The organism is Cognatishimia sp. SS12 (assembly GCF_028369055.1).
Classification (GTDB): Bacteria; Pseudomonadota; Alphaproteobacteria; order Rhodobacterales; family Rhodobacteraceae; genus Cognatishimia.
In genome coordinates this window covers 1-14,440 of sequence record NZ_JAQNCZ010000009.1, presented here as the reverse complement: position 1 = coordinate 14,440, position 14,440 = coordinate 1, and the positions used below count along the sequence as shown (strand labels likewise).

The window sequence follows — 14,440 nt, the reverse complement described above, 5'->3', positions numbered from 1 at the left end:
TTCTCATGGTCGGTTGACCGGCACCAAATCCCATTCTGGAATGTCGATGGGCGCGTTGAGCGCAGCGGCCAGCGTGTTGGCATTTTGTGCAATCACATCGCCAATCCGCTTCCGCTCTGGGCCGCCGAGGCCCGGGATTTCTGCGGTGACGTTTTCAATCAACGCCGTAATCCGCCGTTTCATTGCGGCGGTCAAACGGCGATAGCCAAGGGCGCGGGCAAAATCCTCCAGGTCCGGCCCAGTGATATCCTCGGCCATCTGTGCACCCCCGATATCAAAGGACATTTGATGGGTGACGGTCCCATCAAGCATCGTGGGCACCACATCATAAAGCGGTGCAAAGATGGGCCTGCCGCGTGGGTCATTGTCATAAAGCAGCGCATGATTCTTTGCATGATTATCGGTGTTGCCCAACAGGATATTTAGCAGGCTGGCTTCGAAAAAGGCCACGCGGGCCTGCGCGGGCGTGGCGCAGGCGGCCAGAACGGTGCCAGCGGCCTGCGCAGAAAAGACGGCGCTGTCTGTGCCGTCGCGCTGATATTTTAGTGCCGGTCCAAGACCCAGCGCCTGGCAGAAATCTTCCTGATGCATGCGGTGCACGGCGGTGCCCTCGATACGGCGATCAAAGCGTTTGATAAGCAATGCGCGTAGATCGCCAGTGCCGATCATGGTTGTCTCGGCCACCGGGTGGGCCATCTGCGCCGCCATGATTCCCATCACGATATGTTCGTGCGGCACCATCTGCATATCCTGCACGCGCGGCACCTTCAGGATATGGGTGGTTGGCGCGCCGGTGCCGGGTTTTGGCAGCGCAAATCTGCCATCGGGAAGCTGTGTTAACGCGACCTTCGCCTGCACCCCGGCAAGTGGGGATGGATCACCGGCGCTGTTGGGCAGCCGCCGCACATCCCGAAGTGACGTCATCAGCGTGATCAGATCATCGTCGGACAGGGCCACATAATCTGTGTCCAGATGGCCGGGGCGTTTGCCCGGTGCGGTGCCTTGGGGCACAACAGACAAGGCACCGGGGCAATCCTGACCCAGATGATACAGCAGGCCCGCGATGTCGTTTTGGTCGATGCGGTGACGCTGCATCACCTGATCGCGCATCGTGTTTTCAAAGAGCAGATTGGCAAAGAATGCACGTGTCCTCACGTCGCCGAACGGGGCCTCCTGCACCGGCAGCGAGAGCGAGACCGGGTGCGGCAAATCATCGGTGAGATATTGGAATGACAGCGCCCCATCGTCCGCGCGGATGAGCGCCCCTGCCGGGGCGGTTTGGCTTTCTAAAAAGACATCCAGGCGCAGCACGCTAAAGCTCCGCCGTTAGGGAAATACCCAAGTCGCGGCAGAGCGCAAAAATGATGCCAATCTGGGCCGTTTCTTTGCCCTTTTCGGCGGCAATGATGGTTGGGACAGAAACACCAGATTGCAGCGCAAGGCTTTCTTGCGTCAGTCCCAGCGCCTTGCGCTTTTGGCGCAGCACTTGGCCAAGGTCTGCGGCTGTCAGGATCGGTTGGTTTGCGGCTGTCATACTAAATGCTCATTTAGGTTTTGTCCTTTTTACTTCGATTAGCACAAAAACTCAATACTCTTTTAGGTTTTGCCAACAGAAGTCCGAAATTTCGCAAAACTAAACACCCGTTAATGACGTCGGCAAAGGGGCTCAAGCTCCGCCCGACCCGGTTTTTTCATGCGCTTGCCGCGGAATGGTCTTAAATTTCGGCGACTTATCGGCAAACTAGCGTAGATTATCCCAAACAAGCCGCGTGCAGACCTGAAAACGAGACGACATTTGAAAATCGAACCCACCTCCCTTCCTGACGTGCTGTGTATTACCCCGGCACGGTTTGGCGATCATCGCGGGTTTTTCAGCGAAAGCTGGAACAAACAGCGCATGGCGGATCACGGCATCACCACTGACTTTGTGCAGGACAATCATTCACTGTCCAGCGATGTGGGCACCGTGCGCGGGCTGCATTTTCAGGCGCCGCCGCATGCGCAGGCCAAATTGGTGCGTTGTGGGCGCGGCGCGCTGTTTGACGTTGCGGTGGATATTCGCAAAGGCAGCCCGACCTATGGGCAATGGGTGGGCGAAAAGCTGACGTTTGAAAACGGCAAACAGCTGTTGGTGCCCGCCGGGTTCTTGCATGGGTTCATCACGCTGCAGCCCGACACAGAAATCATCTATAAATGCTCCGACTATTACGCGCCCGACTGTGATGGCGCCGTGCGTTGGGACAGCTGCGGCATTGACTGGGGGTTTGATGGCACGCCGGTGCTGAGTGACAAAGACGCCGCCGCCCCGGCGCTGGCGGATTTTGACAGCCCATTTGTGTACGAAGGATAAGACATGAAGATTTTGGTCACAGGCGGCGCAGGGTTTATCGGCTCGGCCGTGGTGCGCACGGCGATTGCGCGGGGCGATCAGGTGGTCAATCTGGATGCGCTGACCTATGCGGCCTGTCTGGAAAATGTGGCCAGTGTGGCGGACCACCCAAACTATGCGTTTGAGCAGGTGGATATCCGCAATCGCGCCGCGCTCGACACTGTTTTTGCCAAATATAAGCCTGACGCGGTGATGCATTTGGCCGCCGAAAGCCATGTCGATCGCTCGATTGACGGGCCGTCTGACTTCATCGAAACCAATATCACTGGCACGTTTAACATGCTGGAAGCGGCGCGCAGCTATTGGCAGGACGCCGGCAAGCCAGACAGCTTTCGTTTCCATCATATCTCGACCGACGAAGTCTACGGATCGCTGCCCGCCGACCCCGATGTGCAGTTCACCGAAGACACATCGTATGATCCGCGCAGTCCCTATTCCGCCTCAAAAGCGGCCTCTGACCATCTGGTGCGCGCCTGGGCCGAAACCTATGGCCTGCCGGTTGTTCTGACCAATTGCTCCAACAATTACGGCCCTTATCATTTCCCGGAAAAGCTGATTCCGGTGGTGATCCTCAATGCGTTGGCGGGCAAAGCGCTGCCGATTTATGGCGATGGCAGCAATGTGCGCGACTGGCTTTATGTCGAGGACCACGCCGATGCGCTGCTGCTGGTGGTGAAAAAGGGTGAGCTGGGCCGCAGCTATAATATCGGCGGCGAGAATGAGCGCAGCAATCTGGAGCTGGTGCAGACGATTTGCGACATTCTGGATGATCTGCGCCCCCGTGCTGACGGCACATATGCCGATCTGATCACATTTGTCACCGACCGCCCCGGCCATGATGCGCGCTATGCGATTGACCCAAGCCGCATTCGCGATGAGCTGGGCTGGCGCCCGTCCGTAACCGTCGAAGAGGGCCTGCGCAAAACCGTACAATGGTACCTCGCCAACGAGGATTGGTGGCGCCCGCTGCAAGCGCGCCAAGGTGTTGGCACCCGCCTTGGGGTAAAGGCATGAAGATTCTCGTTTTCGGCAAGACCGGGCAAGTTGCGACTGAGCTGCAGCGCCAGGCCGACGTAATTGCCCTAGATATGATCGCTTTGGGCCGCGATCAGGCGGATCTGTCTGATCCCGCCGCCTGCGCCGCCGCAATTGCCAAACATGCGCCGGATGCCGTGATCAATGCCGCCGCCTATACCGCCGTCGACAAAGCCGAGGAAGACGAGGCGCTGGCCACCGTGATCAACGGCGACGCCCCCACCGCCATGGCCGAAGCTTGCGCCGCGCGCGACATTCCCTTTGTGCATATCTCAACCGATTATGTCTTTGATGGCAGTGGCGATGCGCCCTGGCGGCCCGGCGACGCGACCGGCCCGATCGGGGCCTATGGGCGCAGCAAACTGGCGGGCGAGCGCGGCGTTATCGCAGCCGGCGGGTGCTATGCGATCCTGCGTACCTCTTGGGTGTTTTCGGCCCATGGCAGCAATTTTGTAAAAACCATGTTGCGGCTTGCTGAAACGCGCGATGCGCTGACTGTGGTCTCTGATCAAATTGGTGGCCCCACCGCCGCCGCCGACATCGCCGCGGCCTGTCTGACACTGGCGCGCGGCTTGCGCGCGGGCACCGGCAAAAGCGGCACCTATCATTTTGCAGGCCAGCCCGATGTCAGCTGGGCGGATTTCGCGCGCGATATTTTTGCGCAGGCCAATCTGGCTGTGCGCGTCACCGACATACCGTCCAGCGACTATCCAACCCCGGCCAAACGCCCGCTGAATTCTCGCATGGAGTGCGGCGCATTAGAGACTGAATTTGGCATCGCGCGCCCGGACTGGCGGCGCAGCCTTGCCGACGTATTGACCGACTTAAAGGGATCGACATCATGACCCAACGCAAAGGTATTATCCTCGCCGGCGGCTCTGGCACGCGGCTTTATCCGATCACCATTGGTGTCTCAAAACAGCTGCTGCCGATCTACGACAAGCCGATGATTTACTATCCGCTGTCGGCCCTGATGCTGGCCGGCATTCGCGAGATTGCGATCATCACCACGCCGCAAGATCAAGACCAATTTAAACGCACGCTGGGTGATGGCAGCCAATGGGGCATTGCGCTGACCTATATCGTGCAGCCCAGCCCCGATGGCCTGGCGCAGGCCTTTATCTTGGCCGAACAGTTTCTGGATGGCAGCCCCAGCGTTTTGGTTCTGGGCGATAATATTTTCTACGGGGCCTCGCTGCCCGCCTTGCTGGCATCCGCGAACGCCAAAGAGGTCGGGGCCAGCGTCTTTGGCTACCGCGTTGCCGATCCCGAACGTTATGGGGTGGTCGATTTTGACGCGGCGGGCAACGTGCGCAGCATCGTCGAGAAACCCGAGGTGCCGCCCTCGCATTACGCTGTCACCGGCATCTATTTTGTCGACGGCACCGCGCCTGCGCGCGCCAAGAAAGTTGCGCCCTCAGCGCGCGGCGAGCTGGAAATCGTGACCCTGCTGGAAAGCTATCTGGCCGAGGATCAACTCGACGTGCAACTGATGGGCCGCGGCTATGCCTGGCTTGACACCGGCACCCACGGCTCTTTGCTGGACGCCGGCAATTTCGTGCGGACATTGGAACAGCGCCAAGGCATGCAAACGGGCTGCCTAGAAGAAATCGCCTATGACGCCGGCTGGATCACCAAAGCACAGCTGCTTGCGCGGGCAGAGATGTTTAAGAAGAATGATTTTGGGCGGTATTTGGAAGGGCTGGCGGGGGAGTAAATATGATGAGTAACAAGAATATGCTGCTATAACCACAGTTCCGCTTTGACCAATGCTCTACGCAATGCTATCCGGCACGCGAAGTATAATGCGGCAGAGCTTTGGGGGGGGTGAAGATCACCGCTATCAGAAAGAGCCGTTTGTTTGAATTAAGATCTCTAGACTGAAGAAATTACATCGGCAAGGTTTTTTAGGTTGTTTTAAAGACATGGCAAAGTACAAAAAAATTACGGTGATTGGTGGTTCTGGTTTTGTGGGGACAAATTTCTGCCAACGCCTCGTGGATCATCAAATTGATTTCGAGATTATCGATATAAAACAGAGCCAGCGTTTCCCGGAAAAATGTAAAACTGGAGACGTACGAGATATTGTGTCTCTTCGTGAGGCTATATCAGGGGATGTTGTCGTAAATCTTGCGGCGGTTCACCGCGATGATGTTCGTGACAAAGCTGAATATTTCCATACAAACGTAGCAGGTGCCGAAAACGTCGCCAAGATTTGCACAGAAAAATGCATAAACAAAATTGTGTTTACAAGTACGGTTGCCGTTTATGGTTTTGCTGATCCAAAAACAGATGAATCTGGTAAAATTAACCCCTTTAACGAATATGGAATAACTAAATTTCAGGCAGAAGAAAAACTCCGCCATTGGAAGAATTCTGGAGATAATAGCTTAGTCATAGTCAGACCAACGGTCATATTTGGGGAAGGAAACAGAGGAAACGTTTTCAACCTGCTAAACCAGATATATTCTGGGAAGTTTCTTATGATCGGGGGCGGAGAGAATAAGAAATCAATGGCGTACATTGGAAACATAACGGCCTTCCTACAAACTTGTCTGAGTTCCGAAAAAGATTACGCCGTCTATAATTATGTAGATACGCCTGACCTTACAATGAACGAGTTGGTTGGACTGGTGCGTGACAAACTACTTGGCAAACACGGTGCGGGCTTGCGTCTGCCATATTGGTTCGGTTTACTAATCGGTTACATAGCCGACTGTGTCACGAAAGTTACTGGAAAAAACTTTCCCATAAGTTCGATAAGGGTGAAAAAATTTGTAGCGTTTACGCAATTTTGTTCAGCTAAGAATGATTTAGAGGGGTTTGAGGCGCCTTTCACATTGTCGGAAGGAATACATAACACTTTACACAGTGAGTTTCTGGCACCTGATCCGAACAGAGAGATATTCTTTACGGAATAGCCTCCACTTTCATCGCAGCCGGCTAAGAACCTTTGGTTCTTTGAACCTAATAAGACAATTTCTTCGCTTACTTTAAAAGCGGTTTAAGGAGACAAAATGGTTACGAACCCCATTCATGTTGTTGGCGCTGGTCTGTCGGGCTCGATCATCGGACGCAAACTTGCAGAAGCTGGCTATCGCGTTATCGTAACGGATTCTCGTTCGCATATTGGGGGTAACTGCCACACTGAGCGCGATTCAGAAACCGGGGTAATGACCCATTGCTATGGCCCTCACATATTTCATACCGATGATGAGGAAGTCTGGAAATATGTGAATTCGTTCGCTCAGTTTCTACCCTACAAAAACCGCGTCAAAACAACTTCTGTTGATGCCTATGGGGCAGAGGGGGTGTTTTCTCTTCCACTGAATTTGCACACAATCAATCAGTTTTTTAGAAAAACCTTATCGCCGAATGAAGCTAAAGAATTCATCACACAAGAGCTTGCTGACACAACAATATCTGAACCCACAACATTCGAAGAACAAGCTCTTAAGTTCATGGGTAATGAGCTATATGAAGCTTTTTTTAAGGGCTATACCATCAAGCAATGGGGCTGTGAGCCAAAAGACCTACCGGCATCTATACTGAAACGACTGCCAATTCGCTTTAACTACGACGATAATTATTTTTTCCACAAATTTCAGGGCATGCCTGAACACGGCTATTCAAACATGATAGCCAAGATACTCGACCACCCAAACATCGAGCTGCGGTTAGGCACTTTTTTTAGCCGTTCACAATCCGGCAAATACGCTCATGTTTTTTATTCTGGGGCTATCGATGGTTGGTTCGACTATGAACTGGGCCGTTTGGGATATAGAACCCTCGACTTTGAGAGGTTCAAAGTTGATGGGGATTTTCAAGGTTGTGCCGTCATGAACTATGGTGACCTAAACGTTGCTTATACTCGAATCACAGAGCACAAGTATTTTTCCCCTTGGGAGCAACATGATGCTTCTGTATGTTACAAAGAATTTTCTCGCGCAGCGGAACCCGAAGACATTCCATATTATCCAATAAGGCAGGTTAACGAAAAAGCACTTTTATCAAACTACGTGGATATCGCAAATACGTCAGATGGCGTTACATTTGTCGGCCGGTTAGGAACTTATAGATACCTTGACATGGACGTCACTATAAGAGAAGCACTAGATACTGCGGACCATTTTTTGAATTGTATGCGATCTTCCAAAAAAATGCCGGCATTTTTTAAAAGCCCTCTTTGATCTATTACCGTAAACCTATCTGGTTTCTCGCGAGAACTAGAAAATCGTACAAATCAACTTTGTGACCTCGAGACTCTCTCAGAGGCAGCCCCAAAAAGCAGTTTTCCTTGGAGGAAAAATGAACGTAACACACTACCTTTTCGGGCACACAAACTATGGCGGTGCCAACGGATATATCTCTCATTTCGTTGCAGATTTGGACGAACCTTCTAAAAAGAGATATATATCTTTTGACATCGAACACACCGACGTAGCCATTTTCCATCGAGCTGACGGTTTAAAAAAACGATTTTTTGGTTATTTGTCGCGTTATAGCAAACATAAAAAAACACGTTTCGTGCAAACTTTTCATAACCCAACGCTACCATATTTAGAGACGTACTATAATAATAAAACGATTGCTAATTTTGCCAAAATACCGTTGGAGTGCGTAAAATTTTACCTCGCCTTGATCCTATGCGACGCGCTTTATTTCGCTTCTCCACAATCAATTAGCTCATATCGAGATCCCATTTTCTTATTAGCTAAGCAGATTAAAAAGGTTGGGTATTTCCCCACTTTACTTTCGACCGAGCTTTTGCCTGACACTGATTTTCCATATCCAAAAGCTGTTCAAAAGAAGTATGAATTCGGGTTCTTAGGTAGAGACATGAGGGTAAAAGGCGCTGACATTTTTAAAGCGCTGACAAAACGGCATCCTAATCAACGCTTTGTAGCAACCTGGAAAGGTAAAAGCATCTCCAACCTTGAAAAAATTGGTAGAACTGACAAGTGGGATTTTCTTTCAAATGTCGGGGCAATAATCATTCCAAACAGGAAGTGTTACTATGATCTGGTAATACTAGAGGCTCTATCAGCTGGTGTGAATGTAATAACGACCGATGTAGGCGGCGTACGCGATATAAATCATGAATTACTGTTTAAAATACCTGAAGAGGAATGGAGCACCTTAGAGCTTGATAAGATCAGTGCTTACCAAAACTTGGATAATAACCAAAAAGAAACCAAATTGGAAGCATCATGCTCCGAAATCAGGGAATCATTTAACAATATGATCGTAGGTTTGTTTGAGAATGCTTAACGCATCAAAAATTACGCTAATACAAACTTTGTCTTCAATTGTTCAGTTTTTTCTGTTTTCACTATTAATACTAAAAGTAAATTCTGAAATAATAGCGCACATAATTTACATTATGTATTCAGCAATATTCGCAACCAGTATTATTAACTTTGGAACAAATAATAATTGGCCGTTCTATTTAAACACAGGAAAAACAGCACGGCTATTGATAGTCCTCACGTTCCAAATATTCCTTGTCGTTATTAGCGCAATTGTTGCGACAATTGCTCTCGGGCTCTCTTTGACCAGTGGTCTATTCTTTAGCCTTTTTACTTTTTCGTTGTTGTTTAATATTACAGCAATCCATATTTCCACAAGTTCCATCAACAGACTAATCGTTCTAATAATTATTAGTAGATGCGTTCAAGCTGCGATAGTTCTTTTGGCGCACGACGTAAACTATACCGCGGTTTATAGCTATTTTTTACTTGGTAGCTTGCTGCCTGCAATCCTGACATTTTTCGAGGTAATCAATCGTATAGAATATAAGATTTTTAACATTTCTCCAAGATACATGTTGCTTGCTATTCGCAAACAACTCCAACTCAGCGTTTCAGCCAATTTACTTGGCGCTGTACCCAATACACTTTTGTTTTATTTTGTAAACCAAATTACAGCAACACAATTAGTCGAATTTACCTACATAGATCGTATTCGCCGTTTAGGACAAAATATTCTAAAAAATGTATCACTAATAAACATTAAAAGAAATCATGGAAATAAAAGATCCACAGTATACAAACATTCAACTAACGAGATGAAGAGAATCGGTCCGCTTTTTTTCGGGATATTTTTATTTACTACCTTGGTATTTTTTTCCTTTAAGGGTGTCCTCTACGAGAACTTGAAATTAACACCCGATCTTAATGGCACTACTATTCTATCACTCATACTTATTGGTCATATTGTACCCCTGTCAGCATTCCTTTATTCAAACTACCTCATAGTAGTTCTCAACATGAACTCACTCCAAAGATACAATTTAATAGTTTTCATTTCGGGTGCACTCATTGCGTCAGCAAGCGTATCTATCAGTATTGCAGCGATACACAGTCTGTTGCTGTTCGAATTATTCTCACTATTGGCGATCCTTATTAAGTTGAGGCTAAGACGATGAGAAAAAATGACACACGGTTAGTTTTTTGCTGTGGTTGTGATCGATCTGGCACGACAATTCTATCCCGTGAGTTAGGCAATTTAATCCCAAATTCTATTGTCTTACCTGAGGCTCACTTTTTCGCTGAACTCCGAAAGGTTCCACTGGGCGCACTGCAGAATAACTTGGTGCAAGCTCTAAGCACCAATCAAAGATACCAGATTTGGGGAAAAGGCGAGCTACGTTTCAATTTTACATTTGAAACATATGAGGAACTATTTATTCGACTAGCATTTCTAAATTTCGACGTTCCTGTAGAGACGGAAGTTCTGATTGATTCAACCCCAATCGCCTACCTTTGGAAGGTCAATGGTGAATTTAAGAACTCAACCTTTATTCATATTAAAAGAGATGCTCGATCAACGGTACGATCTTTGCTCAACGTATCTTGGGGGCCTACTCACACTGGAAAAGCCGTCGAGTATTGGATAGACCGGGTGCATTTAGCTCGCCAACTCACTGAATTTGAAGTGAATTTCGAAGATTTTATTAGTCAGAGCCGCGCGCAGATAAACTCCTTACTATTGTACCTGGAGAACACTGGATTTTGCCCAAACATGGGTGATTTTAATCAGTCCATCGATATAAAAACACTGCCTGAGTTCACGCGGAAGCAACACAAACTGTTAGGAAAGGCTCTCGATCTTAAAAAAGCGAAAATTGAAAGTAATTGGTTCATCGATTACTATTATAAAAATAATTTCTCAGCTCAAATTTTAAATCATGACGAAAATGACTACCCAGAAATACACTATCGTTGGGTAAAAATAGTAGAGTTTGCCCTCTCCATTTTTCGGCAATTAAAGGACACTGTGAAATGAAGGGCTTCGTATACAAAAGGCTAATTTTTGTCGAACTATGCCTATATGCGTACTTCTCGATCCGCCTTAGAGGCCTCGAAACACCGCTACGGAAACGTTTGAAACGGGCTATTGAGCTTGAATCCTTACCATCAGAGGATTTACTGTATAGAATATCGTGCCATAGAAAAGGTATAAGGCGATATTCCATGAGCAAATTACTCCACGGAATTGACTACGAAGACCTTCCGGGCCGCTGGCAACTTTCCGTCACCGATTGCTTCTGCAAGGACTATCCAGCGGAATACGCGTCGGATTACTTCAATAAATACATAAAAATTTTGGATCAGCGTGTCCATGGAACATTGAATTTAATTCAGAAAGGTACACCTTTCAACCCTGTTGAATTGGTCGTAGAAGGTGGGTACGCGGCAATATCTAATAGAAACGATGTGTTCCAAAATATAGTTCGATTGATTGAAGAGGCTCAGCTTGATCAACTATCTAAAAACCGACTTATCAGAGCGGTTGAAGAAAACGAACGAAAGTGCAAAAATGCTTGGTCTGCAATTAGATAGGTATATATCCGAAATTCGAAGCTACCGCGGCATATATCAACTATACAAATCTTTGAACGCCGAAATTCCTGATACAAGGTGGCACTACGCCCTATTTGAGAAAACAGATAAAATTTGGCTTAAAAAGGCCTCCCAATTTGTTCCTTATTTGAATAGGACGCTTATTTCTGTTTATCCACGGCTAGCATTATGCAACTCTTTATTTGTCCATGACTTTATCGATGAACGCAAAATGAAGTCCTCTCCATCAGCTTTGAAAAGAATCATAATAAAAATTATATCTATTTTATTAGCCAAGCGACTAATATTCATTTCAAAAACATCACTACGAGAATTTACAAATTTTTACCCAAAACTTGCAAAATTGGTTTTAAAGTACAAAAAACATACCGTCATCTATAACTCAGCAGATTCAGTGTTTTATTCTCAGAAGAAATCCGAGTATCCGGATACCGGTCCAACTAAGATTTTGTACTATGGTGCATGGAAGGGCTACAAAAACTTTGGTTCGGGTGTTCGACAATTAGAAGATCAGCCAAATATTCAATTAACAATTATTGAAAATGGTATCGAAACGGACACGGCTCTTGTCAATTATCTAAGAAGCATATTCGCAAGTGTAGAGTTTATGCGTGCAGATAGCTCGTTAGAATTACTTGAAGCGATAGATCGACATCAAGCCGTGCTTTATACAAGCAAGCTTGAAGGATTCGGAATACCATTACTTGAGTCCGCATTGCGGGAGCGTTGGGTTATCGTCGACAAGCACCTAAACGTCCGCAGTGAATTCGACTATGGAAATCAGATAGTTTTATCAAACAATTTGCCCAGAGAATTACTAAAGCTAAAAACCAAACCTACTATTAAATTTGACCAGAAATTACCAAAATCGAGCCTCGAATGGGCCGAACAAGTCATAGAGTTTAGCGAAAAATGACAGTGTTTTTTTACAATGGATCCGAGCGGGGTGGGCATGAGGCTCAAGCAGAAATGTTTGCAAATGAAAGACGCGCAGAGTTTACTGTTTTTAATGCCGCAAAAATCTTGAAGTTTAGGTCATCTAATCAAGTATATTGTTTAGGTACTATATATCAAAATATCCCTTTGATTATATTCTCTTTTTTTGTTGTCTCAAAGAGAAATCGTTTCATTTACCTGCCATTTTTTAGAAAAGGGCAACGTTTTCATAATTTGAAAATTTTCTGGTTGAAATTTTTGTTGAGGCATTTTAGCTTGATAACTATTTCCAAATTTGAACAACGCTATCTGAGGAAATTCTGTGCTAAAGCTCAGATAGACATCCGAAAAAACTATATAAACCATAGAAATCTCTTTGTTACAAAATCAGACCTTAATGAAGCAAATGTCTACCTAATAGGCAGGCTCTATAGTCCCCAAAAAGGGATTCAATCTCTAGAAAGGTTCCTACCAAATCTCAAGAAATACAATATAAGTCTGATTGGCGACAATAGGGCGAATAATGCACAAATTCCAACAGAGTTCGTACAGCATGAAAATATCAACTTCCTTGGTTTCATACAAAACCCATGGAATGTTATTGATGGGGTATTATTGGTGCCTTCAATTTACGAAGGTCTCCCTCTAGTTATAATGGAAGCCTATCTAAATAGAGTACCCGTACTAGTGAATAACATTCCAGAATTGAGAGTTCTTGTGAAACCTGCGTATCGTTTCGACTTTTTTTCGGGTTCTCCAGAAGAACTAACAGAAAAGCTTTCAATGGCTACAAGTAATCCGTTGGGTTGGCCAACCCAATTTTTGGAAGACTACATGAAATTATGATTCTGGCTTTATACAACTTAGCATTGTTGGTGTATGTAACACGCGCGACAAATATTTACTTCGCAGCCGCAGTGTTTTTTTCCTTCTCATACTATTATTTTTTTCATCTCATCGGCTACTCGTTGATTGGCTATCAAAGTGACAGCATTTATTTGGTGCAAACGCATGAAATACTCATGTTACTCACAGTTACTTTTTATGCATTTTTTCTTTCAAAAATGCCTTCTTTTGTTTCCTCTCTCAATTATGTGAGAAAATTACCGATTTCCTTGGTGATCTTTATCCTAATTGTGTGCATATCGCTCCTTGTCATTCAAACAAGAAGTCTTTCGTGGTTTACAGATCCCAGGCATGCATACCAGCATCAAAGAAATGGAAATGGGCTAATCTACGCTCTGTTTGTTTTTTCTATCGCACTGTCGTTTTTAAAAATCACTCAATCTAAATTTAAGCGCACTGCTAAAGGTTCACTTGTGCTATTATTGGTGCTTTTTTTCGTCTATATTTCTGGATCGAAAGGCATTTTTCTTTCTTTTGTGATTGTTTTGTTTCTAAATAGGCTATCACTTGAAGAAATGACGATAAATCAAAGAGTGCTTTATACAGTCTTGGGCATCGTATGCCTATTCTGCACGATTATAGCTATGATTTTTCTGGGGTTTTTTGGAGAAAACTTTGTAAGCGTGTTTACACATTTTGACGCAATCTTTAACTCCGTGAAATTTTACGAAAATCAGGGCGTTGGCTTGCTTAATAACAATTTTCACGAGTCGAGTTTATTAAATAGTAGAATTTTCTCAAAGCTACAGCTCGCATTATTTTCAGCTCAATCATTTCACCAAATTTATTATCCAATTCAAGCCGAATTAGGTCACTTTAGGGCCCACCTTGGGTCTACTTATTTTATCGCAACAAATTTACCCGTGATTAGTCTGTTGGTCGTTGGGCCATTAATTAATATTTCTCTATTAATTAAATTGAGCCTAACCTTCTTTGCATGCAAAAATTGGAATTCGGTTCACCAAGACTACAAAAGACTAGTTATCGTATTCTTGGTCTTCCAACCCACTCTGAAGTTCTTTGTAGATCTGCAAATTGTATATACTCTGATCTTTGTAGTTTTGATCTCACTCGGCTTCTCCAAGTCAAAAAAATCTACAATACATCAAATCCTTTAGTTCCTTGGAGAACTTTCTCGAGGTGCCCGCTTCGTTCATTTTCCTTTTCTCGGATTCATAGTCAACTTTAAGCGTTGCGCTGATCACACTGGTCTGACGTAGTTCCATGGCAGCAGATCATTGATGTTTGTCTGTTTGTGTCCGCGAGCAATGGCTGTCAGGATGCCTGACAGATAGCCGTGCGGGTCGAT

15 protein-coding genes are annotated in these 14,440 nt (G+C 46.2%); 12 read left to right on the top strand and 3 right to left on the bottom strand.

Going from position 1 to position 14,440, the window contains the following annotated elements:
• Window positions 1-3 precede the first annotated feature (3 nt).
• Together N6L24_RS15460 and N6L24_RS15455 are read right to left on the bottom strand one after the other, a co-directional pair.
• Entirely contained in the window at window positions 4-1,311 is a 1,308-nt protein-coding gene (locus N6L24_RS15460) for a HipA domain-containing protein (RefSeq protein WP_271845610.1), read from the bottom strand.
• Window position 1,312: 1 nt separating this feature from the next.
• Entirely contained in the window at window positions 1,313-1,534 is a 222-nt protein-coding gene (locus N6L24_RS15455; protein ID WP_271845609.1) for a helix-turn-helix domain-containing protein, read from the bottom strand.
• Window positions 1,535-1,795: 261 nt separating this feature from the next.
• Between N6L24_RS15455 and rfbC the strand changes: the two genes are divergently transcribed.
• From rfbC to N6L24_RS15395, 12 genes are all read left to right on the top strand, one after another.
• A complete protein-coding gene (gene rfbC, locus N6L24_RS15450; RefSeq protein ID WP_271845608.1) occupies window positions 1,796-2,350 on the top strand; it encodes a dTDP-4-dehydrorhamnose 3,5-epimerase in 555 nt (184 codons plus the stop codon).
• Between the two features lie 3 nt (window positions 2,351-2,353).
• A complete protein-coding gene (gene rfbB, locus N6L24_RS15445; RefSeq protein WP_271845607.1) occupies window positions 2,354-3,403 on the top strand; it encodes a dTDP-glucose 4,6-dehydratase in 1,050 nt (349 codons plus the stop codon).
• Entirely contained in the window at window positions 3,400-4,269 is an 870-nt protein-coding gene (gene rfbD / locus N6L24_RS15440; RefSeq protein WP_271845606.1) for a dTDP-4-dehydrorhamnose reductase, read from the top strand. The genes rfbB and rfbD overlap by 4 nt, the downstream gene beginning before the upstream one ends.
• A complete protein-coding gene (gene rfbA / locus N6L24_RS15435; RefSeq protein ID WP_271845605.1) occupies window positions 4,266-5,141 on the top strand; it encodes a glucose-1-phosphate thymidylyltransferase RfbA in 876 nt (291 codons plus the stop codon). Before rfbD ends, rfbA begins: the two co-directional genes overlap by 4 nt.
• 208 nt (window positions 5,142-5,349) lie before the next feature.
• Window positions 5,350-6,345: an NAD-dependent epimerase/dehydratase family protein gene (locus N6L24_RS15430; RefSeq protein ID WP_271845604.1), complete on the top strand. Its 996-nt coding sequence runs from the start codon at window positions 5,350-5,352 to the stop codon at window positions 6,343-6,345.
• Between the two features lie 96 nt (window positions 6,346-6,441).
• The gene (gene glf / locus N6L24_RS15425; RefSeq protein ID WP_271845603.1) at window positions 6,442-7,614 is read left to right on the top strand and encodes a UDP-galactopyranose mutase; all 1,173 of its coding nucleotides are present in this window, start codon (window positions 6,442-6,444) and stop codon (window positions 7,612-7,614) included.
• A gap of 118 nt (window positions 7,615-7,732) precedes the next feature.
• Entirely contained in the window at window positions 7,733-8,695 is a 963-nt protein-coding gene (locus N6L24_RS15420; RefSeq protein ID WP_271845602.1) for a hypothetical protein, read from the top strand.
• Between the two features lie 1,152 nt (window positions 8,696-9,847).
• Window positions 9,848-10,711 carry a sulfotransferase gene (locus tag N6L24_RS15415; protein WP_271845601.1) on the top strand — a complete coding sequence of 288 codons (864 nt, stop codon included), beginning with the start codon at window positions 9,848-9,850 and terminating at the stop codon, window positions 10,709-10,711.
• A gap of 188 nt (window positions 10,712-10,899) precedes the next feature.
• Window positions 10,900-11,268, top strand: coding sequence for a hypothetical protein (locus N6L24_RS15410; RefSeq protein ID WP_271845600.1), 369 nt, complete (start codon window positions 10,900-10,902; stop codon window positions 11,266-11,268).
• Window positions 11,183-12,205, top strand: a complete 1,023-nt coding sequence (locus N6L24_RS15405) for a hypothetical protein (protein WP_271845599.1) — start codon at window positions 11,183-11,185, stop codon at window positions 12,203-12,205. The genes N6L24_RS15410 and N6L24_RS15405 overlap by 86 nt, the downstream gene beginning before the upstream one ends.
• On the top strand, window positions 12,202-13,071 hold the full coding sequence (locus N6L24_RS15400) for a glycosyltransferase (protein ID WP_271845598.1): 870 nt from the start codon (window positions 12,202-12,204) through the stop codon (window positions 13,069-13,071). Before N6L24_RS15405 ends, N6L24_RS15400 begins: the two co-directional genes overlap by 4 nt.
• 176 nt (window positions 13,072-13,247) lie before the next feature.
• A complete protein-coding gene (locus tag N6L24_RS15395; protein WP_271845597.1) occupies window positions 13,248-14,249 on the top strand; it encodes a hypothetical protein in 1,002 nt (333 codons plus the stop codon).
• A gap of 83 nt (window positions 14,250-14,332) precedes the next feature.
• Here the strand turns inward: N6L24_RS15395 and N6L24_RS15390 are convergent.
• A partial coding sequence (locus tag N6L24_RS15390) for a transposase domain-containing protein (RefSeq protein ID WP_271845622.1) occupies window positions 14,333-14,440 on the bottom strand: 108 nt, incomplete at its 5' end.

What these genes read in the sequence shown, in the direction of transcription:
- N6L24_RS15395 (WP_271845597.1), top strand. Translation starts at nt 13,248, where the DNA reads ATGTTACTCACAGTTACTTTTTATGCATTTTTTCTTTCAAAAATGCCT.
- N6L24_RS15415 (WP_271845601.1), top strand. Translation starts at nt 9,848, where the DNA reads ATGAGAAAAAATGACACACGGTTAGTTTTTTGCTGTGGTTGTGATCGA.
- N6L24_RS15410 (WP_271845600.1), top strand. Translation starts at nt 10,900, where the DNA reads ATGAGCAAATTACTCCACGGAATTGACTACGAAGACCTTCCGGGCCGC.
- N6L24_RS15430 (WP_271845604.1), top strand. Translation starts at nt 5,350, where the DNA reads ATGGCAAAGTACAAAAAAATTACGGTGATTGGTGGTTCTGGTTTTGTG.
- N6L24_RS15420 (WP_271845602.1), top strand. Translation starts at nt 7,733, where the DNA reads ATGAACGTAACACACTACCTTTTCGGGCACACAAACTATGGCGGTGCC.
- N6L24_RS15455 (WP_271845609.1), bottom strand. Translation starts at nt 1,534, where the DNA reads ATGACAGCCGCAAACCAACCGATCCTGACAGCCGCAGACCTTGGCCAA.
- glf (WP_271845603.1), top strand. Translation starts at nt 6,442, where the DNA reads ATGGTTACGAACCCCATTCATGTTGTTGGCGCTGGTCTGTCGGGCTCG.
- rfbA (WP_271845605.1), top strand. Translation starts at nt 4,266, where the DNA reads ATGACCCAACGCAAAGGTATTATCCTCGCCGGCGGCTCTGGCACGCGG.
- N6L24_RS15400 (WP_271845598.1), top strand. Translation starts at nt 12,202, where the DNA reads ATGACAGTGTTTTTTTACAATGGATCCGAGCGGGGTGGGCATGAGGCT.
- rfbB (WP_271845607.1), top strand. Translation starts at nt 2,354, where the DNA reads ATGAAGATTTTGGTCACAGGCGGCGCAGGGTTTATCGGCTCGGCCGTG.
- rfbD (WP_271845606.1), top strand. Translation starts at nt 3,400, where the DNA reads ATGAAGATTCTCGTTTTCGGCAAGACCGGGCAAGTTGCGACTGAGCTG.